Source organism: Mesorhizobium sp. B2-1-3A (assembly GCF_006442655.1).
Classification (GTDB): domain Bacteria; phylum Pseudomonadota; class Alphaproteobacteria; order Rhizobiales; family Rhizobiaceae; genus Mesorhizobium.
In genome coordinates this window covers 280182-306683 of the sequence record NZ_VFWK01000003.1, presented here as the reverse complement: position 1 = coordinate 306683, position 26502 = coordinate 280182, and the positions used below count along the sequence as shown (strand labels likewise).

Annotated in this window: 21 protein-coding genes and 1 tRNA gene; 10 read left to right on the top strand and 12 right to left on the bottom strand. The window is 62.9% G+C overall.

Going from position 1 to position 26502, the window contains the following annotated elements; all coding sequences use genetic code 11:
• Positions 1-6: 6 nt before the first annotated feature.
• Genes FJ977_RS12785 through FJ977_RS12770 form a run of 4 tightly spaced genes read right to left on the bottom strand, consistent with a single transcriptional unit; the run spans position 7 to position 4445 of the window.
• Positions 7-783 carry an enoyl-CoA hydratase/isomerase family protein gene (locus tag FJ977_RS12785; RefSeq protein WP_140771884.1) on the bottom strand — a complete coding sequence of 259 codons (777 nt, stop codon included), beginning with the start codon at positions 781-783 and terminating at the stop codon, positions 7-9.
• On the bottom strand, positions 776-2377 hold the full coding sequence (locus FJ977_RS12780) for an acyl CoA:acetate/3-ketoacid CoA transferase (protein ID WP_140771882.1): 1602 nt from the start codon (positions 2375-2377) through the stop codon (positions 776-778). Before FJ977_RS12780 ends, FJ977_RS12785 begins: the two co-directional genes overlap by 8 nt.
• Complete coding sequence (locus FJ977_RS12775) at positions 2374-3390, bottom strand: Gfo/Idh/MocA family oxidoreductase (protein ID WP_140771880.1); 1017 nt, start codon at positions 3388-3390, stop codon at positions 2374-2376. The genes FJ977_RS12780 and FJ977_RS12775 overlap by 4 nt, the downstream gene beginning before the upstream one ends.
• Positions 3387-4445, bottom strand: coding sequence for a LacI family DNA-binding transcriptional regulator (locus tag FJ977_RS12770; RefSeq protein WP_140771878.1), 1059 nt, complete (start codon positions 4443-4445; stop codon positions 3387-3389). The genes FJ977_RS12775 and FJ977_RS12770 overlap by 4 nt, the downstream gene beginning before the upstream one ends.
• A gap of 239 nt (positions 4446-4684) precedes the next feature.
• Between FJ977_RS12770 and FJ977_RS12765 the strand changes: the two genes are divergently transcribed.
• From FJ977_RS12765 to FJ977_RS12745, 5 genes are all read left to right on the top strand, one after another.
• The gene (locus FJ977_RS12765) at positions 4685-5839 is read left to right on the top strand and encodes a dihydrodipicolinate synthase family protein (RefSeq protein ID WP_140771876.1); all 1155 of its coding nucleotides are present in this window, start codon (positions 4685-4687) and stop codon (positions 5837-5839) included.
• A gap of 99 nt (positions 5840-5938) precedes the next feature.
• Positions 5939-7000 carry a GDP-mannose 4,6-dehydratase gene (gene gmd / locus FJ977_RS12760; protein ID WP_140771874.1) on the top strand — a complete coding sequence of 354 codons (1062 nt, stop codon included), beginning with the start codon at positions 5939-5941 and terminating at the stop codon, positions 6998-7000.
• Positions 7001-7013: 13 nt separating this feature from the next.
• Positions 7014-7988, top strand: a complete 975-nt coding sequence (locus FJ977_RS12755; RefSeq protein ID WP_140771872.1) for a GDP-L-fucose synthase — start codon at positions 7014-7016, stop codon at positions 7986-7988.
• 6 nt (positions 7989-7994) lie between these two features.
• On the top strand, positions 7995-9431 hold the full coding sequence (locus FJ977_RS12750) for a hypothetical protein (RefSeq protein WP_140771871.1): 1437 nt from the start codon (positions 7995-7997) through the stop codon (positions 9429-9431).
• A 101-nt stretch (positions 9432-9532) separates the two neighbouring features.
• Positions 9533-10951, top strand: a complete 1419-nt coding sequence (locus tag FJ977_RS12745) for a tetratricopeptide repeat protein (protein WP_246683047.1) — start codon at positions 9533-9535, stop codon at positions 10949-10951.
• 137 nt (positions 10952-11088) lie between these two features.
• Here FJ977_RS12745 and FJ977_RS12740 read toward each other — a convergent pair whose 3' ends face one another.
• A complete protein-coding gene (locus FJ977_RS12740) occupies positions 11089-12330 on the bottom strand; it encodes a sulfatase-like hydrolase/transferase (protein WP_181179805.1) in 1242 nt (413 codons plus the stop codon).
• A gap of 1274 nt (positions 12331-13604) precedes the next feature.
• On the opposite strand from FJ977_RS12740, the gene FJ977_RS12735 reads away from it, so the two are divergent.
• Positions 13605-13823 (top strand): hypothetical protein, encoded by a 219-nt coding sequence (locus FJ977_RS12735; RefSeq protein ID WP_140771867.1) that lies wholly within the window; start codon positions 13605-13607, stop codon positions 13821-13823.
• Here FJ977_RS12735 and FJ977_RS12730 read toward each other — a convergent pair.
• Together FJ977_RS12730 and FJ977_RS12725 are read right to left on the bottom strand one after the other, a co-directional pair.
• Positions 13812-13886, bottom strand: a tRNA-Val gene (locus FJ977_RS12730). The two genes, FJ977_RS12735 and FJ977_RS12730, sit on opposite strands and share 12 nt — an antisense overlap.
• Positions 13887-13992: 106 nt before the next feature.
• On the bottom strand, positions 13993-14355 hold the full coding sequence (locus FJ977_RS12725; protein ID WP_006199474.1) for a response regulator: 363 nt from the start codon (positions 14353-14355) through the stop codon (positions 13993-13995).
• Positions 14356-14518: 163 nt separating this feature from the next.
• Here FJ977_RS12725 and FJ977_RS12720 point away from each other — a divergent pair, with 163 nt between their 5' ends.
• Positions 14519-15460 (top strand): N-formylglutamate amidohydrolase, encoded by a 942-nt coding sequence (locus FJ977_RS12720; RefSeq protein ID WP_140771865.1) that lies wholly within the window; start codon positions 14519-14521, stop codon positions 15458-15460.
• 368 nt (positions 15461-15828) lie between these two features.
• A complete protein-coding gene (gene hisN / locus FJ977_RS12715; protein WP_140771863.1) occupies positions 15829-16602 on the top strand; it encodes a histidinol-phosphatase in 774 nt (257 codons plus the stop codon).
• Positions 16603-16608: 6 nt separating this feature from the next.
• On the opposite strand, the gene FJ977_RS12710 is transcribed toward hisN, so the two are convergent.
• The 4 genes from FJ977_RS12710 to FJ977_RS12700 all read right to left on the bottom strand — a co-directional run bounded on the left by FJ977_RS12710 (position 16609) and on the right by FJ977_RS12700 (position 19092).
• Positions 16609-17439 carry an AraC family transcriptional regulator gene (locus FJ977_RS12710; protein ID WP_140771861.1) on the bottom strand — a complete coding sequence of 277 codons (831 nt, stop codon included), beginning with the start codon at positions 17437-17439 and terminating at the stop codon, positions 16609-16611.
• A gap of 107 nt (positions 17440-17546) precedes the next feature.
• Complete coding sequence (locus FJ977_RS12705; RefSeq protein WP_140771858.1) at positions 17547-17792, bottom strand: DUF1127 domain-containing protein; 246 nt, start codon at positions 17790-17792, stop codon at positions 17547-17549.
• A 3-nt stretch (positions 17793-17795) separates the two neighbouring features.
• Positions 17796-17951, bottom strand: coding sequence for a hypothetical protein (locus tag FJ977_RS35780; RefSeq protein ID WP_181179803.1), 156 nt, complete (start codon positions 17949-17951; stop codon positions 17796-17798).
• A 163-nt stretch (positions 17952-18114) separates the two neighbouring features.
• Positions 18115-19092: an alpha/beta hydrolase gene (locus FJ977_RS12700; RefSeq protein ID WP_140771856.1), complete on the bottom strand. Its 978-nt coding sequence runs from the start codon at positions 19090-19092 to the stop codon at positions 18115-18117.
• A 476-nt stretch (positions 19093-19568) separates the two neighbouring features.
• Between FJ977_RS12700 and FJ977_RS12695 the strand changes: the two genes are divergently transcribed.
• Complete coding sequence (locus FJ977_RS12695) at positions 19569-20036, top strand: Hsp20 family protein (RefSeq protein WP_013893124.1); 468 nt, start codon at positions 19569-19571, stop codon at positions 20034-20036.
• Between the two features lie 68 nt (positions 20037-20104).
• Here FJ977_RS12695 and FJ977_RS12690 read toward each other — a convergent pair whose 3' ends face one another.
• Positions 20105-21157 (bottom strand): low specificity L-threonine aldolase, encoded by a 1053-nt coding sequence (locus FJ977_RS12690; protein ID WP_140771854.1) that lies wholly within the window; start codon positions 21155-21157, stop codon positions 20105-20107.
• A 492-nt stretch (positions 21158-21649) separates the two neighbouring features.
• On the opposite strand from FJ977_RS12690, the gene gltB reads away from it, so the two are divergent.
• Positions 21650-26380, top strand: coding sequence for a glutamate synthase large subunit (gltB, locus tag FJ977_RS12685; RefSeq protein WP_140771852.1), 4731 nt, complete (start codon positions 21650-21652; stop codon positions 26378-26380).
• Positions 26381-26502 lie beyond the last annotated feature (122 nt).

The window sequence follows — 26502 nt, the reverse complement described above, 5'->3', positions numbered from 1 at the left end:
TTTTCTCTAGCTTCTTGAAAATGCTGGTTTCTGCTTGGTCTTGAAAGCGCTTACGCCGGCCTTGAGGTCTCCGGAGAGCGCGATGAAACCGCTGGCCAGTGCTTCCGTTGCCGCCGCACTTTCCTCGCCTTCGGCCACGGCGATCATCAGCTTGGCGGCTTCGGTCGCCAACGGCCCACGCTCGGCGATTTTTTCGGCCCAGCTTTTGGCCTCGGCCAAGCCGTTGCCGGTTTCAACCACCCTATCGACCACGCCAAGCGCCAGCGCTTCGGGGGCGAGAAGTATCTCGCCACCCAAAGCCAAGCGGCGCACTGTCTGGGCTCCGAAGCGGCGTACGGCGCGCTGCGTGCCGGACCAGCCGGGCACGACGCCGATCGAGGTTTCGGGGAAGCCCAGTTTCACCTGCGCCTCGGCGACGCGAAAATCGCAAGCGACGGCCAGTTCCAGCCCACCGCCCAGCGCATGGCCCGACAGCACGGCGATCGTCGGTTGCCGCAGCCTCGCCAGCCGGTCGAACACCCGGTGGCCGTAGCGCACCCATTGCACCTGGAAATCGGCGGCGCTCATCTGCGCCCAGGCCTCGACGTCGCCGCCGGCGCAAAAGCCCTTGCCTTCGCCACGCAGCAGCACGACGCGCACGCCTTCAGCGGCCTCGGCCGTGTCGAGCGCCGTTTCCAGCGCCCGCAGCATCGGAATATCCAGCGCGTTGAATTTTTCCGGCCGCCGCAAGGTGACGATGCCGATGGCGCCGTCCTGCTCGAAGGTGACGAGAGGCTCAGCCATGCGCGCCTCCGAGCGAGGCGCCGCCATTGAGCGACAGGCCGATTGGTCGATCCTGGTAGAGCGCGGCCGGAGTCACCTTGAGGTCGTTTGCGACGCCAAGCGGTGTTTCCGACTGCGCCAGCACGTCGCGCTCGAGATCGATCCCCGGTGCCAGTTCCGTCACCATCAGCCCGTCAGGCGTCAGCTTTATCACGCAGCGCTCGGTGACATAGGTGATGTCCTGACCCTGGGCGACCGCGCGCCTGCCGGAGAAGGAGATATGCTCGACCTCGTTGACGATCTTCTTGACCTTGCCCTCCTGGTCGATGCGGATGCCGCCATCGGCCAATGAGAGTTTCGCGCCGGCATTGAAGAAGCCGGAGAAGACGATCTTCTTCGCCCGCGACGTGATGTCGACAAAGCCGCCGGCGCCGGCGGTGACATGCGGCCGCGCCGATAACTTCGAGACATTGACCGAGCCGTGGCGGTCGATCTGCAGGAAGGACAGCAGCGAGGCGTCGAAGCCGCCGGCCTGGAAATAGATGAACTGGTGCGGCGAGGGCATGATCGCCTCGGCGTTGGAGGCACAGCCGAACTTGAAGTCGAGCAGCGGCACGCCGCCGACCGCGCCCTGCTCGATCACCCAGGTGACCTTGCCGTGCTGGCCTTCTTCCAGAAGGATGCGCGGCACATTGGCGGAGATACCGAAGCCGATGTTGACGGCCATGCCATCGCGCAATTCCATGGCGACGCGGCGGGCGATCACCTTCTGCACGTTCATCTCGGCATTGCGGAAGGTCGACAGCGGCCGGAAGATCTCGCCCGAAATCGCCGGGTCGTAAGGCGTCAGCGTCGTCTGCAACTGGTCGGGCGCGACAACAATATGGTCGACCAGCACACCGGGCACGCGCACATCATGCGGCTTCAGCGTGCCGTTCTCGACGACACGCTTGACCTGCGCGATGACGACGCCGCCATTGTTGCGGGCGGCGAGCGCCTGCTCGAGGCCGCCAAGATAGGCGCCTTCATGCTCATAGGTGAGGTTGCCGCGCTCGTCCGCCGTGGTGGCGCGGATGATCGACACCTGCGGCACGATCGAGCGGAAATAGAGCCATTCCTCGCCGTCGAATTGCTGCACGGAAACGATCGGCTCGCTTGCCGCCGCGTTCATGGCGCAGCCCTGATGGCGCGGATCGGCAAACGTGTCGAGACCGACCTTGGTCAATACGCCCGGCCGCTTGGCGGCGGCTTCGCGATGCATGTCGAACAGGATGCCGGACGGCACATTGTAGGCGGCGACCGAATTGTCGCCGATCATTTTCCAGATCTGCGGCGGCTCGGCGGAGGAGGGGCCGGATGGATAGGAGCCGCACAAAGTGCGCTTCAGCAGGCCGGGCTTGGCAAGGTGATCGATGCCCTTGATGCCATACATGTCGCCGGCGGCGATCGGGTGCAGCGTGGTGATGTTCTTCGGGTGACCTTCCGCGTCGAAACGTTCGCCGATGGCGGCCAGCACCGCGTCCGGACAGCCAAGGCCGCTCGATGACGACACGGACACGACCATGCCGTCCTTGATCAGGCTGGCTGCCTGCGTTGCGGAAACGACCTTGCTCACTTCAGGCTCCCGAGTTTCGGGTCGATCTTGACGGCCTTGCCGGAGCTAGCCGATTGCAATGCCGCCTCGGCCGCGGTGAGCGACCAGATGCCGTCCTCGCCGGTGGCGGCAGGCCGGCCCTTGCCGAGGATCGCGGCGTGGAACTGACGCACGGACCTGACGTAGAGATCCTCGCGGTCGAAGCTCAATTGCTCCTCACCCTTGGCCGTGCGCAACAGCACCGAGCCGTCCGGCTTCTGGGTCATGACATTGCCGGCGATCAGCGAGCCTTCCGAGCCGTGCACCTCGAAACCGGTGCCGGCGAATTTGGTGGTGAAGCCCTCATGCGACTGGGCGATAAGGCCCGACTTGAAGCGCCAGATGCACATGGCGCCGTCTTCCAGCCCGCTACCGGCCATGCCGGCGGCTTGCGTGAAGGTCGAGACCTCGACCGGATCGTCGCCGAGCACGAAGCGCAGCGTGTCGGCATCGTGCACGGTGATGTCGAGCACCACGCCGCCGCCCGCTTCCGGCTTGGTGATGCGCCAGCCCTGCAGGTTCTCCGGCAGGTAGACGGAATGGAAAACGCGTGCGGCGATCGGCTTGCCGATGCGGCCGGTGGCGATGGCGTCCCGCATGGCGCGATGCGCACCGGCGTTGCGCAGATGATGGTTGGTGCCGAGCACGACGCCGGCGGCGCTGGCGGCCGCGACCATCTTGCGCGCTTCGGCGCTGGTCAGCGCCAGCGGCTTCTCGCACAGCACATGCTTTCCGGCCTTGATGGCGGCAAGCGCCTGCTCGAGATGCAACTCGTTGGTGGTCGAGATGTAGACGGCGTCGATGCCGGATCCAAGCAAGGCATCGAGGCTCGACACGGCGGCTGGAATGCCATTTTCCCGCGCATAGGCCGTGGCGCGTTCCGGGCTGGAACTCATCACCGTCGCGACCTCGCCATCCTCTTGCGCACGAATGGCATTGATCATGAATTGCCTGGCGATCGTGCTGGCGCCGATCAGTCCCCACTTGACGCTCATGCCGCGCCTCCCGTTCCTGCAGGCCTGTTTCGTGTGCGGCGATCCGGGCCGCAGCTTTCCCTGACAACGAGATTGACCGCGCCGATATGGTCTTCGGCGCGCGTGGTGCGCGACTGGATCATCTTGAGCATGACGTGTGCGGCGCGTTCGCCGAGACCGGCTGTGTCAACCGCGACGCTGGTCAGCGCCGGCATGTAATGTTCGGCCTCGACCACGTCGTCGAAGCCGACGACGGCGAAATCTGGTCCCGGCTCAAGCCGGCGCTTGCGCAATGCCAGCATCACGCCGAAGGCGACGGCATCGTTGAAGCAAAGCGCCGATGTCGGCGGCTCGGCCATTGCGAGTGCGGTTTCCAGGCAAGCAATGCCGCCCTTGCGGCTGGTCTCGCCCTCGATGACGAGCACGTCGCGAGTGGCGATGCCCAGCGTCTCGCAGGCTTCGCGAAAGCCGCCCAGCCGTTCCTGATAGACCACCAGGTCCGATGTGCCGCCGAAGAAGGCCAGCCGGCGATGGCCTTTGCCGATCAGATGAGCAGCGGCAAGATAGGCGCCGCGATGATTGTCGGGCGCGATCACCGGGATACGGCTTTCAGGCAAGCGGCGCATGGCGAAGACGACCGGCACGCCAGCCATCTCCAGCCGCCGGAAAGCGCCCGGCGTGGTGCCGCGCGCCGGTGACACGATGAGGCCGGCGACGCCTTGCTCCATCAGCGACTTCAGCACCTCTTCCTGGCGTACCGGATTCTCCGCCGTATTGGCGATGAAGGGCACGATGCCGGCCGACTGGAAGACGCGCTCCATGCCAACCGCCAGTTCGGCGAAGAACGGATTGGTGAGATCATTGATGACCATGCCGATGACGTTGGAATGGGCCTTGCGCAGATTGGCGGCGCCGCGGTTGTAGACATAGCCGACATCCTCGATCGCCTTGCGCACCTTGACCGCCGTCTCGGGCCGGATCAGCCCGCTGCCCTGGAGCACGAGCGACACCGTCGATTTGGACACGCCTGCCTCGCGGGCAATGTCGAAGATCGTCGCCTTGGCCCGGCTGGCCATCCCGATATCTCCTCCCGGTTTCGGTTCAAGTTTATTGGAACGTTCTAATCACTGCTCCAATCGAGAGTCAATCGGGATTTTTTCCCGGCCTGAAGAATCGATAGTTTGGCGCTATAGACCCTGTCCAGCAACGAGCGGCGTGCTGCGATGCAGCATTTTACAGACGGCCGCTCGTGAATCTTAAAGGTTCTTGATTTATTGGAACGTTCCATTTATAGGCGCGGTAAAGGGAGAGCTCGATGGATATTGCCTTGCCTGGTGAGGGTGGCTACAGCAGCCGCTACGCGCTTGTCGGACAGCCGGTGCAGCCGGTAATCGGCGCGCGATTTTCGCGCGTCGCCTATGCCGCCGCGCATGTCGTTGCCAATCCCCATGAAATGACCGATCCATGGTCGCGGCCCGTGGTCGACTGGGACAGGACGATGGCGTTCCGCCATCATCTGTGGCGGCTCGGCTTCCGCATTGCCGAGGCGATGGATACGTCGCAGCGCGGCATGGGTTTCGACTGGCCAAGCGCACGGGACTTGATCCGCAGGTCGATAGCCGAGTCCCGCACGGTCGATGGCGCCGATCTTGCCTCGGGCGCCGGAACCGACCATCTGGCGCCGGCGTCGGCCAGGACACTGGACGATGTGATCGCCGCCTATGAGGAGCAGTTCGCTTTCATCGAAGGACAAGGCGGCAAGGCGATCATGATGGCCAGCCGCGCATTGGCGGCGGTGGCGAAGGGACCGGACGATTACGCCGCCGTCTATGACCGGATTCTCGCCCAGGCCTCCGGCAAGGTCATCCTGCACTGGCTGGGCGACATGTTCGACCCGGCCTTGAAGGGCTATTGGGGCAGCGACGATTTCGAGACCGCGCTCGATACGGTGGTCGCCATCATCGAACGTCACGCGAACAAGGTCGAAGGCATAAAGATATCGCTGCTCGATGCCGGCAAGGAGGTTGCGCTCCGCGATCGGCTGCCGCACGGCGTCGTGATGTTCACTGGCGACGATTTCAACTATCCCGAACTGATCGCCGGAGACGGCCGTGGGCATTCGCACGCTTTGCTCGGCATTTTCGACGCCATCGCGCCGGTCGCCAATGCCGCCCTGGCAAGGCTCGCCGAGGGCGACCGGACCGGCTATGACGCGCTGATGGCGCCGACGGTGCCGCTGTCGCGAAAGATCTTCGAGGCGCCGACCGAATATTACAAGGCCGGCATCGTCTTCATGGCTTGGCTGAACGGCCACCAGGATCATTTCACGATGATCGGCGGCATGCAGTCGGCGCGCGGCATCCGCCACTATGCGGAGGTCTTCCGCCTTGCCGACCAGGCAGGCCTGCTGGCCGATCCTGACCTTGCCATATCGCGGATGAAGAGCCTGTGCGCCGTGGCGGGCGTCTGAGCCGCATGAAATTCGGCTAGAAGTATCCCCCGCTTGGGAGATTTGCGATATTGGTCTCAGCCCGTATTGGGGAAGCGCGGATCAGTGGACCAGTAGCCGATGGCAGACAAAGTGGCCCTCATAACCGGGGTAACCGGCCAGGACGGGGCCTATCTCGCGCAGTTGCTGCTGCGAAAGGGCTATATCGTTCACGGCGTCAAGCGCCGTTCGTCCTCGTTCAACACCGAGCGTATCGACGATATCCATGTCGACCCGCATGAAGGCGACACCAGCTTCTTCCTGCACTATGGCGATCTCACCGACGCCACGAACCTGATCCGGCTGGTGCAGGAGACGCAGCCCTGCGAAATCTACAATCTCGGCGCCCAGAGCCATGTCCAGGTCAGTTTCGAGACACCTGAATACACGGCCAATGCCGATGCCCTGGGGACGCTCAGGCTGCTCGAGGCAATCCGCATCCTGCGCCTGGAAAAGACGGTGCGCTTCTACCAGGCCTCGACTTCGGAACTTTACGGCAAGACCCTCGAGGTGCCGCAGCGCGAGACGACGCCCTTCCGTCCCCGCTCACCCTATGCGGCCGCCAAGCTCTATGCCTACTGGGCGACGGTAAACTATCGCGAGGCCTACGGCATGTTCGCGGCCAACGGCATCCTGTTCAACCATGAGAGCCCGGTCCGCGGGGAAACCTTCGTGACCCGCAAGATCACGCGAGCAGTTGCCTCGATCCACCATGGCCGCCAGGAAACGCTCTATCTCGGCAACATCGATGCCAGGCGCGACTGGGGTCATGCACGCGACTATGTCGAGGGCATGTGGCGTATCCTGCAGCACGACGAGGCCGACGATTTCGTGCTGGCGACCGGCGAGGAGCACTCGGTGCGCGAATTCGCCGAACTGGCCTTTGCCGAGACCGGGAGGACCATTCGCTGGCAGGGGCACGGTGTGGACGAGATTGGCGTCGACGCCGGCTCGGGCGCCGTTCTGGTGCGTATCGATCCGCGCTATTTCAGGCCGGCGGAGGTCGACCTGCTTGTCGGCGACCCGTCCAAGGCCAGGACCAGGCTCGGCTGGTCGCATGTGACCGGGTTCAAGGATCTGGTGGCGGAGATGGTGCGGTCGGATCTGGCCCGCGCCGACAACAGGCCCAGTGGCCGTTCCTGACGGAGGCAGTGCGATGAACGAGACCTTCGATCTCAAAGGCAAGCGGGTTTTCGTGGCCGGGCATCGTGGCATGGTCGGGTCCGCCGTCGTGCGCAGGCTGGCGGTCGAGGACTGCGAGATCCTGACCGCGACGCGCGCCGAACTCGATCTCCTCGATCAGGCCGGCGTGCGGCGCTGGATGGCTGAACGTCGGCCGGATGCCGTGGTGATGGCTGCGGCCAAGGTCGGCGGCATCCTTGCGAATGACCGATTTCCGGCCGATTTCCTCTATGACAATGTCGCGGTGCAGACCAATCTCATCGAGGGCGCCTTCCGCACCGAAGTGGGCAAATTGCTGTTCCTCGGTTCATCCTGCATCTATCCAAAACTGGCGCCGCAGCCGATCCCCGAGGAGGCCTTGCTGACCGGCCCGCTCGAACCCACCAATGAATGGTATGCGATCGCCAAGATCGCCGGGTTGAAACTGTGTCAGGCCTATCGGCGTCAATACGGCGTCAACTACATCTCGGCGATGCCAACCAATCTCTATGGTCCAGGTGACAATTTTCACCTTGAATCCAGCCACGTCATACCTGCGTTGATACGCAAGGCACATGAAGCAAAGCAGGCCGGCCACAAGACCCTGCAGGTGTGGGGATCGGGCACGCCGATGCGCGAGTTCCTGCATGTCGACGATGCAGCCGATGCCCTGGTCTCCCTCCTGAAAACCTACAACGGGGAAAGCCATGTCAATGTCGGTTCGGGTCAGGACATCACCATCGCCGAATTGGCCAGGACGGTCGCCTCGATCGTCGGCGGAGACGTGGAGATCACGTTCGATGCGACCAAGCCGGATGGCACGCCGCGCAAGTTGCTGGACGTTTCGCGGCTGTTTGCCACGGGATGGCGCCCCCGGTACTCGCTGCGCAGCGGGCTGGAGCAGACCTATGCATGGTTCCTCCGGCATATCGAAGCCGGCCAGGTCCGGCTGACAACACTGGAAAGTTGATGCCGCTTGAGTGATTTCTCGACGAAGACATTGGCGGCGACCAGGGCGGATGGCCTTGGAGGGCGCCTGCTTGCCATGGTCAATGCAAAATGTCTCGCCGACAAAATGGGGTGCCGTTTCGGCTTCACCTGGAATCGACGGTCCATCGACGACATACAATTCCATATTGTCGATTCCGTCGACAAGGTTTTTGCGGCCGATTTCATCGAAAGACACTGGCTGGGCGAGAAGATCGACACTGCCCGGTTCGGCGTCCTCGATGGAACCCGCTTTACCCGGTCCAGCCTGGCGGCCGACGCCCTTCAAAACGGCTTCCAGGGATGGATTTGCGATGATTTCCGCATCCTGAGATCGTTCCGGCAGGGCTGGTTCAGGACGATGCTGCCCGCCAACAGGTCGGCCCGATCGAGGCATCGGACGTTTGGCACGTTTGGCTTTTCCGAATCCGTGAGAGCCACGATCGCCGCCGCCGGCAAGCCTCGGTTTTCCCGGCCGATGGCCGCGCTGCATCTGCGCAGCGGCGACATCATCCACGGGAATTATCGCTCGGAACTGGAGTTTTGCGACAAGGTCATTCCCGCACCTCTAGCCAAGGCGATCGTATCGAAACTGGCGTCGAAAGGCCTGGCGACGCTGGTGATCGGCCAGGACCGGGCAACGCTCGACTATCTGAAATCGGAGACCGGAGCCTTCCTCGCCGACGATTTCGGCGCGAACCGGTTTGAAGACGAGACGCTTAAGGCGTTTTTCGAAATGGCATTGATGGCTCGGTGTCGACAGATCCATGCGGGAAGCAGCGTGTTCGCGACGATCTCGTCGGTGATGGGCGGCATCCGGGTCATCAGGCCAAGAGCCTTGTTCGGCAATCGCGGGACAGCGACGGTCATTCTCGACGAATTGAAGGCTCGGCAATCCGATTACCATCCGCTGGAGGCCGCCTTTGGTTATCAGTCGGCCTTCGTGCTGACGGAACACAGCACCAGCCCGGCGCAGGCGAGGGGAATTCTCGAAAAGGCGGCCGCGCTCGATCCACAAAACCCCGCCTATGCATTGAAGATGGCGGCCGGCTATTTTCGAGACCGGAATTATAAAGGCGGCGAGGCGGTTCTGAAAGCGTTCATGCTCAAGGAGGTCGACGCCCGCGCCGAAAATCCGATGCGGATTCTGCAGGTTCTGACCCGCCCCTCGGCGCGTGGCCACATCATGGCCGGTGACTTCGAACTCTACCTTGCCGCGGCCAAGGCAGGGTATCCCTATGCCGCGGCATGCTCGGCCCAGATCCTTCACACGGCTCTGGGCAGAACCGAGGCCGCCTTGGCGATGGCTGCGCTGTCCCTCAAGGCGGAACCCGCCAATCGGCTTTTCCAGGAAATCGAATCGGCGGTCCGGGCAAGCGCGACGGCCAATGACAGCTCGTCCGTGCGGCAGCTGGCCGGCGGTTGATGCGTTCGGACCTCGCGGTGGATTGGAACAGACATATGCATGGTTTCTCCGCCACATTGAAAAGGGCGACGTCCGGCTCGGGGCCGCGTGACGGAGGATCGATGCTGATTGTCGTCAACAGGGAAGATGGGCTGGGCGGCCGACTGCTGGCGATGGCCAATGCGAAGGCCCTTGCCGACAGGCTCGGCTACCGCTTCGGTTTCATCTGGAGCAGCCGGGATATCATCGATCAGGAATCGCATACGGTAGACGTCGTCGGGAAGATCTTCTCCGCGGACTTCATCGACAAGCACTGGCTGGGCGATACGATCAAGCCTGCCGACTTCGGTGTCCTCGGCGGCACGGCCTTCGCACCGTCGGACCTTGAAGCGGCGGCAAGAGGGGGAAAGCTGCGCGGCTGGATCTGCGACGACTTCGACGTTCTCGATTTCTTCCGTGACCAGGGTGTTCAACCGGATCGGTCCGAAGCGCTGCGGGCCTTCGGGTTCGCGCCGGCCGTGCGGCAGGCCCTGGATGCCGCCGGCAAATGCCGCTTTCCCGGCCCGATGGCCGCCTTGCATCTTCGCAGTGGCGACATCGTCTACGGCCACCATCGCAGAAGGCTGGTTTTCGCCGACAAGGTCATCCCTTCGACCCTGGCCAAGGCTGTTGTGTCGGAGCTCTCGTCGAAGGGCCTGACGACGCTCCTTGTCGGCCAGGACCGCGCGACGCTCGATTATGTCAGCGCGCATACCGGGGCAATGCGGACTGACGATTTCGGTGCCGCGGACTTCAAGGGAGAGGAGGCGCTTAGCGCATTCTTCGAGATGGCGCTGATGGCAAGGTGCCAGCAGATCCATGCCGGCAACAGTATCTACGCGGCGGTGGCGTCCGTCATGGGCGAGGTCCCGTGCCTGGACATCAGCGCGCTGTTCAGCAAGCCACGCGCGTCGGAAATCATCATGCAGGAATTGCAGGCGCATCAAGCCGACTATCATGCCCTTGAAGCCGCCTTTGGCTACCAATGGTCGTTCCTGTCGCTGGAAGACAAGATCGATCCGGCGCGGGCGAGGGAGTTGCTGGAAAAGGCCCAGGCGCTGGATCCGGAAAACGACGCTTATGACCTGAAGCTGGCGGCGGCGCATTTCCGCGAAGGCAACTATCCTGCCGGCGAGGCCATGCTGAAATCGCTGATGATCAGCCAATCCCGGCTGCGCTCCAAAATTCCGTTGCCGATGATGGATATCCTGACCGACCGGATTGGCGGCTTCCTGACGATGGCCAGGGATTTCGAGGTCTTCCTCGCGGCGGCAAGGGCCGGCTATCCCTACGCCATGGCGTGCTCGGCCTATGTCCTGCTCGAAGTGCTGGACGACAGGAAGTCGGCGGTGGAGATGGCGGCAAGGCTGGTGAAGATCGAGCCTGGAAATGCGATCTTCAGGAGAATCAGGCGGCGGGTCGAGCTTGGCAAGAAGCCGAAATCCGGTCGGCTGGCGAAGGCACGGTGGCGGCTCGGCCGGCTGAAGACGTTGTGGATCTGACGCCTCACGGTGCGATTGCCGAGCGCCGCATCGGAGACCCGATCTATGACAGGCGATACAGGTACCATCTGCTGGCCCACTGGCGTGATCAGGTGTCCGGGATCAAGCCTGCCAAGCTCATTGCAATGTAACCCCCGTCAGGGGCCATCAGCCTTCGCTGATGCCATATCCGGCAGCAATCTTTGTGCGTCAGGCTCGAGGTAGTTCATTGACAGATCTATCGAATTCCAATGCACGGAGTCGGAGAACAACCCGAAGATGTCACCGCTGGTGAATTGCGGGGAGCGGGACGTCGCGGCGAAGAGCGACTCGTCGTATTCGGAAGCGATGTCGGCGGGACTATAGCCCATCAGCTCCAGCACGGTGGGGACGATCTGGAAATGGCTCGCCTTGTCGCGATTGGCCGCGGCGCCGACTGCGAAACGCGCCCTCAGCGCCGGATCCGCGGTATAGGCCATCAATGGAACAAGACCCACACGCGGATCGGGATCATAGATGGTGCAGTGGGTCGATTTGCCGACGTTCAGCGCCTGTCCGTGGTCGGACGTATAGATCATCGCGGTATTCGAAAGATCGGCGCTCTCGAACAGCTTTTTCATGAAGAGGTCGACCGACCAGCGGACCGCATTGCGGTACGACGCCAAGCGTGTCATGGCCGTGTCCTTGCCGGCCGACACGACTGTCGGTCCGTAGACGGCTTCCGATGCAGGATAGGACCAGTCATAGGGAAAATGAGCGCCGTTCTTATTGGCGTAAATGAAGACTGGCTGGCTGCCGGCCAGCTCGCCGCGCAGGATGTCGATCAACCGGAAATCGGCGCGGTCCATCCGTACGTCGTCCATGAAATAGGTCTTGTCGATGTCGCGCTTTTCTCGCACCGTCATGAAATTCGTGCTCCCCAGGAGGACGGCTGCCTTGGCGGTCGACTGCGCGTCGATATATACCGTCCGGTATCCGGCCTTCTTCGCGTACTGCCAGATCGTTGGGTTGGTGTTGACGGAATGGGCGAGATCGCGGCGCGACGCCGTGAGGCGCAGTATGGCGTTCGAATAAACACTGCAGTCGCCGCCGGACACGGCGGGACCGAAATCGACGAATCTGTCGGCTAGGGCGGCGATGTTCGGTGTGTACAAATTGCCAGGCGAGAGATCGACGAAATCGGCGCGAACGCTTTCGTCGATCATCATGACGATGTTGCGAGGCTTGGCCTGCGCCGTGGCGTTCCATGTGACGGCGCGGCGCTCCGGGGCGCCTTGTGTCACGATCCGCTCCGCGGCCATTGCGGACAGAGCCAGCGGAGCAAACTGCTTCGGCAGGCCGGAGGAGCCGCCTCCGTCCTTGGCATAGACCACGGCCGCGATAATCAGGATCGGCAGCAACGGGAGCCACGCCATGCGCCTTACCCATATCGAGAGCCGGGCGCCTGTCACTGCCGGTGGAATCGAAATCGACGTCACGCCAAAGGCCATGATCGCCACGGCGGGCCAGATCAGCCGATCGTAGAAACCGGCGGCCTCGCCGATGGAATTGCGACTTGCCCAGAGGGAAAGGATATCGAAGACCGACAGATCGGCGTGACTTACCTGGAAATAGACCCAGGCTGCCGCGCTCGACAGTGCAAGCGGCACGGCCCATAGCAGGCGTGTGACGAGCCGGGGCTGGAATGACGCAAACAACAACGCCACCATGGCCAGTCCCCAGATTGCGAGGAATGGAGCCAGCGTGGTGAAGCGCCCGTTGGCGAACAGATTCCCGACGCGATCCCAGAAATCGAAATTGGTGACCGCGACGAAAATGGCGATCATGGTCAATTTGACACATATGGCTGTAACGCCCCGGCGACTGCGATGATGGGCCGGAGCCTGATCGATGCGTTCACCCGCGCCAGGCATGACGACCCCCCGTATTTTGTAGAGTTTTGACGACAAGGCCGCGGTGATCGTTGCGTTGGACGTGCACCGGTCTCGGAGACGATTCCGAACTGCGGACAACCCACTCGTCCGCCCCTGGACGACGGCCGTTCAGACAGCGTTCCAAGAAGCTGCCGCCCCGCATCGGGGCCTTATTCGGTGACCGGCGGTCAGCGAAGCGTTCGCTGGTACAGCTTGGTTCGTGCGTCGACCGACGACGGAACCATTGGCCAAACGCTCGCATGCGCTGCAGTTCTTTGAACTCCAGCCGCGATGCTCCTCGCCACGTTGAACCGATCCCTTGGCGTAGCATCAGCGTTTCAAGATCGCTGCCATTGCGCTTGATCAGTTGGCGAGGTTGGTCTTCCGGTATGCTCCGTGCTCCACCAGGTAATCATAGTCTGCAGCCACCTGCCATGCGTATGCGGTTGTCCGGCGGCCACGCAATGGCGGGTGGGCCTTTAGCAGCCTAACTAACCTGATGCCTCATGGGCCTTCAGTTCCAGCAATATGTGCTGATCTGAAACCCGCAGCTTCATTCATATGAAGGAGGCCGGTGTGCGATCCCCCGGCTGCTGGTTTTCGCGACAGCCGCCTCTACCTGGACCCCAAGCGAAAAGAGTGGGTCGGGTCGGCAGCCAATGCGGCGCGATGCATTGGGGAGGGGCGTTGCGGAAACGAACAAGCGTCAGCCGCCGGTGCGGCCGGGAGGGCGAATCAGCGCACACTTGCGCCGATGGAAGATGCTCGACGACATCGCGCGTGACGAAGCCGCCGGGCAGGCCGGTGAACCCGTATCGATCTATCTGAATGTCGTGAGCCAAATGGGGCGCGGCATGGCGATGAGGTCCGTGGCCACCACCACGTTGATCTTCAGAAGAACGCGGCCGAGGTTTGGACCGGGTTTCTGGGCCAACCGGCACAAGGTCTTGGCCAAGTATCTGAAAGGATGGTGGGCGTGACAGGGATTGAACCTGTGACCCCTGCAATGTCAATGCAGTGCTCTCCCGCTGAGCTACACGCCCATCCGAAGCCGCGCATACACCACTTTTGGTCCGGCGCGTCAATAGCAGGAAAAAAGGAAAGAAGGCGTCGTCTCGCCGCAGCGGCGATGCCCTTGTGGAAAGCGGCTCAGGCCGCCTGCAGCATCTTCTCGACCTCATTGACGAGATCGCGCAGGTGGAAGGGCTTCGACAGCACCTTGGCGTCTTTCGGCGCCTTGGAATCCGGGTTCAGCGCAACGGCGGCGAAACCGGTGATGAACATGACCTTGAGGTCGGGATCGATCTCGGTGGCGCGTCGTGCCAGCTCGATGCCGTCCATCTCCGGCATGACGATGTCGGTCAGCAGCAGCGAGAACGGTTCCTCGCGCAGCCGCTCATAGGCGCTGGCGCCGTTGTCGAAATCGCTGACCTGGTAGCCGGCGCGTTCCAGCGCCTTGACGAGGAACCGACGCATATCGTCGTCGTCTTCCGCCAGAAGAATGCGTGCCATGATATCCCGTCCGAATCACCCGCCCGAGACTGCCGCCCGGGCAGCCCGTTAACCATCCTGTATATGAGGAGGTGACGGTAAACATCAAGTGAACGCGGCGAAGCATTATCCGCATTTGGCAAGGCGATGAGGATGGCGAAATGCTGGACATGCGGCCAGCAAGGTGGCACTTTCATGCGATGATGCATTGGTGTTTTCGGGTTCGTGCAAATTGAAGACGGCAGCCGAGGATTTTTCGGTCGTTCAACCCTTCGAAATCCGATCGGGCGCCGAGCAGCGCGTCCCCTTCCTGTTCAACTCACCACATAGCGGCCGCTACTATCCGGAACGCTTCCTTGCCATGGCAAGGCTCGACCGCAACGCCATCCGCCGCTCGGAGGATTGCTACGTCGATGAATTGTTCGGCGGCGCCGTGGCGCTGGGCGCGCCGATGCTGGCTGCGAATTTCCCGCGAGCCTATCTCGACGTCAATCGCGAGCCATGGGAACTCGACCCGCGCATGTTCGCCGAGCCGGTGCCATCCTTCTGCAACATCCGCTCGGCGCGGGTGGCGGGCGGGCTTGGCACCGTGCCGAAGCTGGTGGGCGAGGGGCTCGACATCTATTCCGGTCGCTTGCCGCTGGCCGAAGCCGTTGCCCGCATCGAGGCCGTCTACAAACCCTATCACGAAACGCTGAAGCGGCTTTTGACCAGGACCCATGCCCGTTTCGGCTTTGCCGTGCTGATCGACTGCCATTCGATGCCGGCGAGCATCCGCGTCGGCGACAGCGGACTGCGGCCCGATTTCATAATCGGCGACCGCTTCGGCATTTCGGCCACCGCTGCCCTGACCGAGACCGCGATCGGCCTGCTGACCGCCATGGGCTATACCGTCGCCCACAACAAGCCTTATGCAGGCGGCTTCATCACCGAGCACTATGGCCGCCCGGCGCGCCATCTGCATGCGTTGCAGATCGAGGTCAACCGCGGGCTCTACATGAATGAGCGGACGTTTGAGAAGGCCGCCGGCTTCGACGCGCTGGCCGATGACCTGACGCGATTTTCAGCGGATCTGATGGCAATGCCGGACCATCACTTCATCGACCTGCCGCTGGCGGCGGAGTGAAATCGGGTCTTGTCCGTGCATGTCGTTGTCCCGAAACCGCCAGGGGCTCTTGGGTGACATGCCATTGAAACCGCAGTGTAAAAAAAGACCGCATCGTTTGCACGATACGGTCGAAGTCTAGGGAGGAAACGCCCAAGGAGGGCATGGACAGGAAAACCTGTCCGAGGTCGAGGGTATTGTGCGGTGCACAAATGTCAAGCGATCTTCAGGCTTTTTTAATTCAGAGTGATGTGGAAACTGCGTTTCGATGACGTTGATGTGACATTTGGGCAACAGCCGTCGCGACGAATAAATCGATAAACAGGCTTGTTTTGGCGGGAAAGTGTCGGCAGAGCCCGGTTGGGCACTCTGCAATGCGGGAGAATCAGTTGGACGTCAGCATCGATTTCATGCGCCGCATCGCGCAGGCGGCAGCGGCGGAAACCCTGCCGCGCTTTCGCGTCCAGGGTGCGGTGGCCAACAAGGAGCAGGGCAGTTTCGATCCGGTCACGGAAGCCGATCGCGAGACGGAACGCGCCATCAGGGCGCTGATATCGGCGCAGTATCCCGACCATGGCATTCTCGGTGAGGAGCACGGCAGCGAGAACATCTCCAGCCGGCATGTCTGGGTGATCGATCCGATCGACGGCACGCGGGCCTTCATCTCCGGCCTGCCGGTGTGGGGGACGCTGGTCGGGCTGACGGTCGACGGCGACGCGGTTGCCGGCATGATGGCGCAGCCCTTCACCGGCGAACTGTTCTACGCCAACGCCTCCGGTTCGCACTATGAAGGGCCGGGCGGACCGCGCAAACTTTCCACCCGCAAGACGACAAGGCTCGACGAGGCAACGCTGTTCACCACCACGCCGGCGCTGTTCAAGGGCGAGGCGCGCACGCGCTATGACGCGTTCGAAAGCCAAGTCCAGCTCGCCCGCTACGGCGCCGATTGCTATGCCTTCGCCATGATCGCCTCGGGAAGCGTCGACATCGTCGCCGACCCCGGCCTGAAGCCCTACGATATCGTGGCGCTGATCCCGATCATCGAGAAGGCGGGTGGTGTCGTCACCACCTTCGACGGCGGACCGGCGGAAAAGGGTGGCGATGTGCTGGCGGCGGCGACGCCGGAGCTTCACGCGGCAGCCATGGCTGCCCTGCGCGGCTGATCGGCTTCAGCGCGATCTGATCGAGCGCTGGAATTCCGCGGGCGTACGGCCATACACCTGCTTGAACGACGCGCTGAAATGGCTGTGGCTGGAGAAGCCGAGGTCCATGCCCAGCGTGGTCAGATTGTCGTAGCGGCCGAGCAGGTCGAGCCCGCGCGCCAGACGCAGGCGCAGATGATAGCGATAGAGCGGCATGGCCTCGACCTGCCGGAACACCTGGGTCAGATAGACCGGCGAAACGCCGACCTCGGCGGCAATCCCGGCCAGCGTCCAGCGCCGCGACAGATCCGACGACAGCACGAGCTTGGCCCGGTCGACCAGCTTCTGCCGTCCCGGGCTGGCACCCGCGACATGCGAGGTGCGCTCGCCGAGCGAGCGCCGCACCAGTGTCAGGGCAAGCGTCTCGGCTTCCAGTGTTTCGGCGATATTGCGGCTCAGGCTGTGGCGCAGCATTGCCACCAGTGCCTGCGCACGCGGGTCGATGCGCCGGCGCTGGCGCCGAAACGCCAGTCGGTCGGCTGGGCGCAACTGCTCCTTCGGCGCCAGTTCGCGCAACTGGCCTTCCTCCATGACGAGATCGAGGCAGGCATCGCCGCCCTCGACGGGGTGGCTGACCTGATAGGGCTCGGCCTCATTGAAGAACAGCAGCTGGTTGGCTTCCGCGACAGCGTCATTGCGGCCGACATGGCGCACGAAGACGCCGCGATAAGGAAACACCAAATGCGTGGACGACGTGCATTCCTCATCGCTCCTGTGACGGCATTCGCCGCTGCAGACGACGTCCCGCACCTTGACGATGCCGGTATCGAGAAGCGGCTGAACCGTGAATTGCGACATGGCCGTTGCGCTTTCTTCTCACGCCGAAAAATCACTCCGGCATCGCGATGGGCACTTTACGCGAACGGCCTGCCCATTCCTGTCAGGAGACTTCTCGAAAACGCCTCTCAGTTCCGCAATTGGCGCTTGAACTCCGAATAGACCTGGCCGCGTGACAGGCCGATGTCCTTGAGCTGTTCATCGCTCATTTCGAGCAAGGCAAGGCGGCTTCGGCGTTTCTCCATCTGACGGCCAAGCCATCTGGCCACGGCAACGCATTGGGCGAGCAGGGTTCGCCGGAGGGTTTCGGTGCGGATTGCCGGCGCCGGGCCTGGGCCAGCCAGAAGTTGCGCCGCGGCATGATCGGGGCGCATGGCTCAACCCTCGCTCACGCCGGACGCCGAGGCGCCGGCTTCGTTCAGCGCCTTGGCGCATTCCTCGCAGCAGACCTCGACGGTCTTGCCGCCGACCTTGACGCGGATCGGGTTGGCGTCCAGCTGGCAATCGCAGGCGGCGCAGGTTTTCTCGGTCATGATCTCATCTCCATGGCGTTCAATTCGACGCATTCAGATGAGCATTCCCAGATGGGCCGGGCTGTCAGAATCTTTAGCACTTTGCGTGCTGCTCGGCTGGCCGAAGCCCCCTTCCTGACAACGCTGTGTCAGCTATGCCTGCCCATGGAGGACAGCGCCATGGTCAGGCCGTCGGGTCGTCGGAGCCGGGAATGAAGGCGTCGAAGGCGGCCAGGAATTGCTCGCGGTAGAGGTCGACTTCCTGCAGGATTTCATGCTTGGAACCGTCGATCATCAGCAGGGAACCGAGCCGCAGGCTTCTGGCATAGGTTTCGACCGCCTTGGTCGAGACGACCTGGTCGGTACCGGCGGCGATGATCAGCAAGGGCACCTGGATCCGGGCCATGAAGTCGGGGTCGCTGATCGCTTCCGACGCCTTCGCCGCTGCCTGCAGCCAGCGGATCGTCGGGCCGCCAAGCGCCAATTGCGGATGCTCTTCATAGATGCGCGTGTTGCGCCGATAGCGCTGAGGGTCAGACGTCACCTTGTTGGCCTCGAATGGCAGTGTCTGTCTCGGCCGCGGACCCCAGGCGGCGTAGAGCCGGCCGAGCCCCAGTGCACAGAAAAACGAACACACACGGCGGACCGTCCCGATCGAGACCGGCAGGTCGGGCAAGGTCAGGAACGGCGCGATCAGCACCATGCGGCGCACACGGTTCACCATGGACGGCGCGGCAAGCAGCGTGATCACCGCACCCGCCGAGTGGGCCAGGATATAATACGGCCCGCGACAGTCAGGCAGCACGATCTCCTCGAAGAACTGCTCGAGGTCCGCGGTATAATCGCGGAAGGACCTGACATAGCCGCGCTGGCGATCGCGGATCAGCCGGTCGGAATCGCCCTGGCCGCGCCAGTCGAGCGTGGCGACACCAAAGCCTCGGGCGGCAAGGTCGCGGATGGTCTCGAAATATTTCTCGATGCACTCGTTGCGGCCGGACAGCAGCACCACCGTGCCGCGCATCGGCCGCGCCACCGCCGCGAACAGGCCATAGCGGATCTTCTTGCGATCGCGCGTGACGAAGAAGCCGCCGGTGGCGTTTTCCGGTCGCGGATTGCCCTCGGTTTCGTGGAAAAGCGGCGTGTCGTGGAGAAGGTCCGTCATTCGGCGCTTTGTGCTCGGCGTCTCACCAGCCTTTCGCGGCTGGCCTCGTCAAGGTGATAGACGCCAATGCGTCAAAAGCAAAGGAATTCCGGGCGAGGGGAGACCGGCAACGGGAAAGCCGGAAGCCGCTTGAGAGCGTACTTCCGGCCCCTGTCGATCCGGGAGGAAGGGACGTTAACACCCGGTTCGGCCTCGTTGCGGCGCCTTTGCGAAAACTAGCGCCGCCAATCCTTGATCTTGAGGTCACTCTAGCGGCACACGTCTGAACGCGCGCCGAAGGTCCGGTTCATCTGCCGTTCATCAAGGGGGCGGGCGGCGTGGTTTTTTGCCATTCGGCGAAACTTGAAATGCATTCGGGCGCTCCCCAAATGTGGAATGCGGTCGCCAATGTCGGGGCCGCTGGTCTTCCCGAAACGCCGCTCAAGGGTTTCGCACCGACCATACGCAAACCATGTTGCTCAACAGGAGAACACCTCATGCGTCACGTTGATTTTTCCCCGCTTTACCGTTCGACCGTCGGCTTCGACCGTCTCTTCACCATGCTGGATTCGCTTGCGCAGCCGGATGGCGCGCAGACCTATCCGCCCTACAACATCGAGCGTACCGGTGAGGATTCCTACCGAATTTCGATGGCTGTCGCCGGCTTCTCGGACGAAGAGATCTCGATTGAAGCCCACCGCAACGTGCTGACCGTCAAGGGTGAGCGCAAGGACGAGGGCACCGGCGAAGGCTCCGAGCTGCTCTATCGCGGCATTGCCTCCAGGGCCTTCGAGCGCCGCTTCCAGCTTGCCGACCACGTTGAAGTCGTCGGCGCCGCGCTGAAGAACGGCCTGCTCTTCGTCGATCTCAAGCGCAACATTCCCGAGGAACTGAAGCCGCGCAAGATCGCGATCACCTCGGCCCCGGCCAAGGCCAAGCAGATCGAGGCCAAGACCGCTGCCTAACGTTTAAGTCTCCTCCCGAGACGGAAGCGGCGCCGAAAGGCGCCGCTTTTTTGTTGTCCGCAGGTCGCCTATCCGGCGATCAACTGGCCAAAGCGGTCGACTTCCTCGGCTGACGTCGCAAAGCTGGTGACGAAGCGATAGAGCAGCTCGTCCTCGCCGACATGGCCGTCAAATCCATGCGGCTTGTGCCAGTCGTAGAAGGCGGCACCGGCGGCCTGCAGCCTGTCGGCTTCGGCTTTCTTGATCACCGCGAACACCTCGTTGGCCTGCGGCAGCCAGGCCAACTTCGCATGGGCCGAATCCTCGATTGCCGCCGCGAGGCGTGCGGCCATGGCGTTGGCGTGGCGCGCGGTATCGAGCCACTGATCGTCCTTGAAATAGGCTTCGAACTGCGCCGCGACGAAGCGCGACTTGGAAAACAGCTGGGCGGCGCGCTTGCGCAGGAAGGCCAACTCCCTGGCGCGGTCGAGGTCGAACAGCACGATCGCCTCGGCGCACCAGCAGCCGTTCTTGGTGCCGCCGAAGGACAGGATGTCGACACCGCGTTTCCAGGTCATTTCGGCCGGCGTCGTGTCGAGCGCAACCAGCGCATTGGCAAAGCGGGCGCCATCCATGTGCAAGGGCACGGAATGCTGTTTGGCGATGGCCGAAATCGTCTCGATCTCATTCAGACCATAGATGGTGCCAACCTCGGTCGACTGGGTGATCGAAACCGCCATCGGCCGTCCCCAATGGACGATTTCGGGCGCGAAGCGGCCAATGGTTCGCTCCAGATTGTGCGGGTCGATCTTGCCTAGCGCGCCGTCGATGGCATGCAGCCGCGCGCCGCCGGAAAAATATTCCGGTGCACCGCACTCGTCTTCGATGACATGCGATTCGCGGTGGGCGAAGGAAATACCACCAGGCTTGTTGAAAGTGGTCAGCGACAGCGAATTGGCGGCGGTGCCGGTCGCCACGAAGAACACCGCGACCTCGCGTTCGAAAATCTCGCTGAAGCGCTGGTAGACTGCCTGGTCGAGCGCGCTGTCGCCGTAGGCGGCGGCAAAGCCGGCGGACGCGGCCGACAGGCCGGCAACGATATTGGGATGGGCGCCTGCCCAATTGTCGGAAGCGAAGAACATGCATCTGCCTGTGTTGGGGAAATCGGCGCGGAGTTGACCGGTTTAACGCGTCAACCGCAAGAGCCAGATGCTGGAAAACCGTTAAAGCCAGCCGTGGCGGCAGGCGGGAAGCGACGACTGAAGCTTACGTTTTCTCTCAACTTCACGTAATTTTATGTCGCGGAAGCCTCAAGTTTTTTGTGAATCGGTCTTGTGTGCGCCAGGGAATTCTGCCATAAAAATTTAGGACAGTAGTGCTGTCTTATTTTGTCGCACAAAACAGGCTGGATTGGCGTAAAATATTGGCCTCTCCGGCTGTTGCCGCGAGCGACAGGTGGACGGCCAGACGCTGGCCTGTACGATACCAGATGCGAACCATGCGGAAAGCCGCCTGGTTCGGCAAGGATTTCGCAAGACGTGCCGCAAGGATCAGGGTGAGCCAAGCGCTTGCCGAGGCAAATTAGCGACCGAAGAATGGCCAGCGCCTGAAGGGCTGGAATGGAGGACAGGACAATGACGGACATGACGCTCTCTGCGACGAACGGCCAGGCCGCGCAGACGAAAGCGGCTGCCGTCAAAAATACACCTCGAACCGACATTGGCCGAACCGGTTTTGCCTCTCAGGGCCTCTACGATCCGCGCAACGAGCATGACGCCTGCGGCGTCGGCTTCATCGTCAACATGAAGGGCGTGAAGTCGCATCAGATCGTCAAGGACGGCCTTGCCGTGCTCGAAAACCTGACGCACCGCGGCGCCGTCGGCGCCGACCCGCTGGTCGGCGACGGCGCGGGTGTGCTGGTGCAGCTTCCCGACCAGTTCTTCCGCGAGGAAATGGCCGCCAACGGCATCGAACTGCCGCCGGCTGGCCAGTATGGCGTCGGGCACTGGTTCATGCCGCAGGACGCGGCGCTGCGCGCCCATATCGAGGACATCATCGCCGAATCGGCGCAGTCCGAGGGGCTGCCTCTGCTCGGTTTCCGCGACGTGCCCGTCGACAATTCGTCACTGTCGAAGGCGCCCGACATCGTGGCGTCCGAGCCGTTCCACCGCCAGGTGTTCATCGGCCGCACGGCGGACATTCCCGATGATGAGGAATACGAGGCCCGGCTCTATCTGCTGCGCAAGGTCATTTCGGGCCGCATCTATGCCGAGAACGACAACAAGGATATCGGCGCCTATTGCGTGTCGCTGTCGGCGCGCACCATCGTCTACAAGGGCATGTTCCTGGCCTATCAGGTCGGCGCCTATTACAAGGATCTCAAGGACCCTCGGTTCGAGACGGCGCTGATCCTGGTGCACCAGCGTTTCTCGACCAACACCTTCCCGTCGTGGAAGCTGGCGCACCCCTACCGCATGGTCGCGCACAATGGCGAGATCAACACGGTGCGCGGCAACAACAACTGGATGGCTGCGCGCCAGGCGTCCGTCGATTCCGAACTGTTCGGCAACAACATCTCGAAGCTGTGGCCGATCTCCTATGACGGCCAGTCCGACACGGCGTGTTTCGACAATGCGCTCGAGTTCCTGTTCCAGGGCGGCTACAGCCTCAGCCACGCCATGATGATGCTGATCCCGGAAGCCTGGGCCGGCAACAAGCTCATGGATGCCGACCGCAAGGCTTTCTATGAATACCATGCGGCGCTGATGGAGCCGTGGGACGGGCCGGCCGCGGTCGCCTTCACCGATGGCCGCCAGATCGGCGCCACGCTCGACCGCAACGGCCTGCGCCCGGCACGCTACATCGTCACCGACGATGACCGCGTCATCATGGCTTCGGAGGCCGGCGTGCTGCCGGTGCCGGAGGAGAAGATCGTCCAGAAGTGGCGGCTGCAGCCCGGCCGCATGCTCTTGATCGACCTTGCCAAGGGCCGCATCGTGCCTGACGAGGAGATCAAGTCGGAGATCGCCACCAAGCATCCCTATAAGACCTGGCTCGCCAACACGCAGCTCATCCTGGAAGATCTGAAGCCGGTCGAACCGCGCGCGCTGCGCAAGGATGTGAGCCTGCTCGATCGCCAGCAGGCATTCGGCTACACCCAGGAAGACACCAAGCTGTTGATGTCGCCGATGGCGACCACCGGCCAGGAAGCCGTCGGCTCGATGGGCACCGACACGCCGATCTCGGCGATGTCGGACAAGTCGAAGCTGCTCTACACCTATTTCAAGCAGAACTTCGCCCAGGTCACCAATCCGCCCATCGATCCGATCCGCGAGGAGCTGGTGATGAGCCTGGTGTCCTTCATCGGGCCGCGGCCGAACATTTTCGATCTTGTGGGCAGTTCGCGCCGCAAGCGGCTCGAAGTGCGCCAGCCGATCCTGACCAATGGCGATCTCGAAAAGATCCGCTCCATCGGCCACACCGAGGACCGTTTCGACACCAAGACGATCGACATCACCTATGGTTCGAACGAAGGCGCCGCCGGCATGCAGGGCGCCATCGACCGGCTCTGCGAACGCGCGGAGGCGGCGGTTGCCGGCGGCTACAACATCATCATCCTGTCCGACCGCCAGGTCGGGCCGGATCGGATCGCGATTCCCGCCCTGCTGGCGACGGCCGCTGTGCATCATCACTTGATCCGCAAGGGGCTGCGCACCTCCGTCGGCCTGGTCGTGGAATCCGGCGAGCCGCGCGAAGTGCATCATTTCTGCTGTCTCGCCGGCTACGGCGCCGAAGCGATCAACCCTTACCTTGCCTTCGACACGCTGCTCGACATGCACAAGCGCGGCGAGCTGCCGGAAGAGGTAGATGCCTACGAGGTCGTGTCGCGCTACATCAAGTCGATCGGCAAGGGCATCCTCAAGGTGATGTCCAAGATGGGCATCTCGACCTACCAGTCCTATTGCGGCGCGCAGATCTTCGACGCCATCGGGCTCAAGACCGATTTCGTGCAGCAGTATTTCACCGGCACCGCGACGCTGATCGAAGGCGTCGGGCTGGATGAGGTCGCGGGCGAGACGGTCAGCCGCCATACCGATGGTTTCGGCAGCGATCCGGTGTTGCGCAGCAGCCTGGATGTCGGTGGCGAGTACCTCTTCCGCATGCGCGGCGAGGCGCATATGTGGTCGCCCGACGCGGTCGCCACCTTGCAGCACGCCGTGCGCCAGGGCTCGTGGGAGACGTTCAAGGACTATTCCGCGCAGATCGACAGCGAGACGGCCCGCGCGCAGACCATCCGTGGCCTGTTCAAGATCAGGCTGGCGGACGAGACCGGGCGCAAGAAGGTCGCGCTCGACGACGTCATGCCGGCGGCCGACATCGTCAAGCGTTTTTCGACCGGGGCGATGTCGTTCGGTTCGATCTCGCGTGAGGCGCACACCACGCTGGCGCGCGCCATGAACCAGATCGGCGGCAAGTCGAACACCGGCGAGGGCGGCGAAGAGGCCGATCGCTATCTGCCGCTGCCTGGCGGCGGCAAGAACCCGGAACGCTCGGCGATCAAGCAGGTCGCCTCGGGCCGCTTCGGCGTGACGGCAGAATACCTCGTCAATTCCGATGTCATGCAGATCAAGGTCGCGCAGGGCGCCAAGCCTGGCGAGGGCGGTCAGTTGCCCGGCCACAAGGTCGACGCGACCATCGCCAAGGTCCGGCACTCGACGCCTGGCGTCGGCCTGATCTCGCCGCCGCCGCATCACGACATCTATTCGATCGAGGATCTGGCGCAGCTGATCTACGATCTGAAGAACGTCAATCCGGCGGCCGATGTATCGGTCAAGCTGGTCTCGGAAGTCGGTGTCGGCACGGTCGCGGCGGGTGTCGCCAAGGCGCGCGCCGACCACATCACCATCTCGGGTTATGATGGCGGCACGGGTGCCTCGCCGCTGACCTCGCTCAAGCATGCCGGCTCCCCGTGGGAAATGGGCCTGGCCGAAACGCACCAGACGCTGGTGCTCAACGGTCTGCGCAGCAGAGTCGCGCTGCAGGTCGATGGCGGCTTGCGCACCGGGCGCGACGTCATCATCGGCGCGCTGCTCGGCGCCGACGAGTTCGGCTTCTCGACCGCACCGCTGATCGCGGCCGGCTGCATCATGATGCGCAAGTGCCACCTCAACACCTGTCCGGTTGGCGTCGCCACCCAGGACCCGGTGCTGCGCAAGCGCTTCAAGGGCACGCCCGAACATGTCATCAACTTCTTCTTCTACGTGGCGGAAGAGGTGAGGGCGCTGCTGGCCGAAATGGGCTTCACCCATATCGACCAGATCATCGGCGACGCCGACCTTCTGGAGAAGCGCGACGTGATTCAGCACTGGAAGGCGCAGGGCCTCGACTTCTCCAAGATGTTCTACAAGCCCGATGTGCCGCATGAAGCGGCGCACTGGACCGAACGCCAGAAGCATCCGATCGACGACGTGCTCGACCGCAAGCTGATCGAACTGGCCAGGCCCGCGCTAGAGGCCAAGCAGCCGGTCAAGATCGAGGTCGACATCCGCAATGTCGACCGTTCGACGGGCGCCATGCTGTCGGGCGAAGTCGCCAAGCGCTTCAAGCACAAGGGCCTGCGCGAGGACACCATCCAGGTCAAGCTGACCGGCACCGCCGGCCAGTCCTTCGGCGCCTTCCTGGCGCGCGGCGTCTCGTTCGAACTCGTCGGCGCCGGCAACGACTATGTCGGCAAGGGCCTGTCGGGCGGACGCCTTGTCATCCGGCCACCGGAAGAGGCCAGGATCGTCGCTGCCGACTCAATCATCGTCGGCAATACGGTGCTCTATGGCGCTACCGAGGGCGAAGCCTATTTCGCCGGTGTCGCCGGCGAGCGTTTCGCGGTGCGCAATTCGGGCGTCGCTGCCGTCGTCGAAGGCGTCGGCGACCATGGCTGCGAATACATGACCGGCGGTGTCGTCGTCGTCATCGGCAAGACCGGCCGCAACTTCGCCGCCGGCATGTCGGGCGGTGTCGCCTATGTGCTGGACGAGGCGGGTGATTTCGCCGAGCGCTGCAACATGGCGATGGTCGAGCTGGAGCCAGTGCCGGAAGAAGACGATTTGATGGAAAAGTTGCTGCACCATGGCGGCGACCTCGACCACAAGGGGCGTGTCGATGTCACGGGCGACATGACCAGCCATGACGAGGAGCGGCTCTACCAGCTGATCTCGAACCACGTGCACTACACGGGTTCGGTGCGCGGCCGCGAGATCCTCGACGACTGGACGACGTTCCGGCCGAAATTCCGCAAGATCATGCCGGTCGAATATCGCCGCGCGCTGATCGAGATGGAGCGCATGCGCATGGGCGTCGCGGCCGAATAGACCTATGAGAACTGCCGGGGAGCCCAGGCTTCCCGGCCCACCTTCATCGACAGTTTGACCTCCGGGGCAAGGTTGCCATGGCTGCCTCAAGAGGTTAACGGGTGCGGCGAGAACCGCACCAT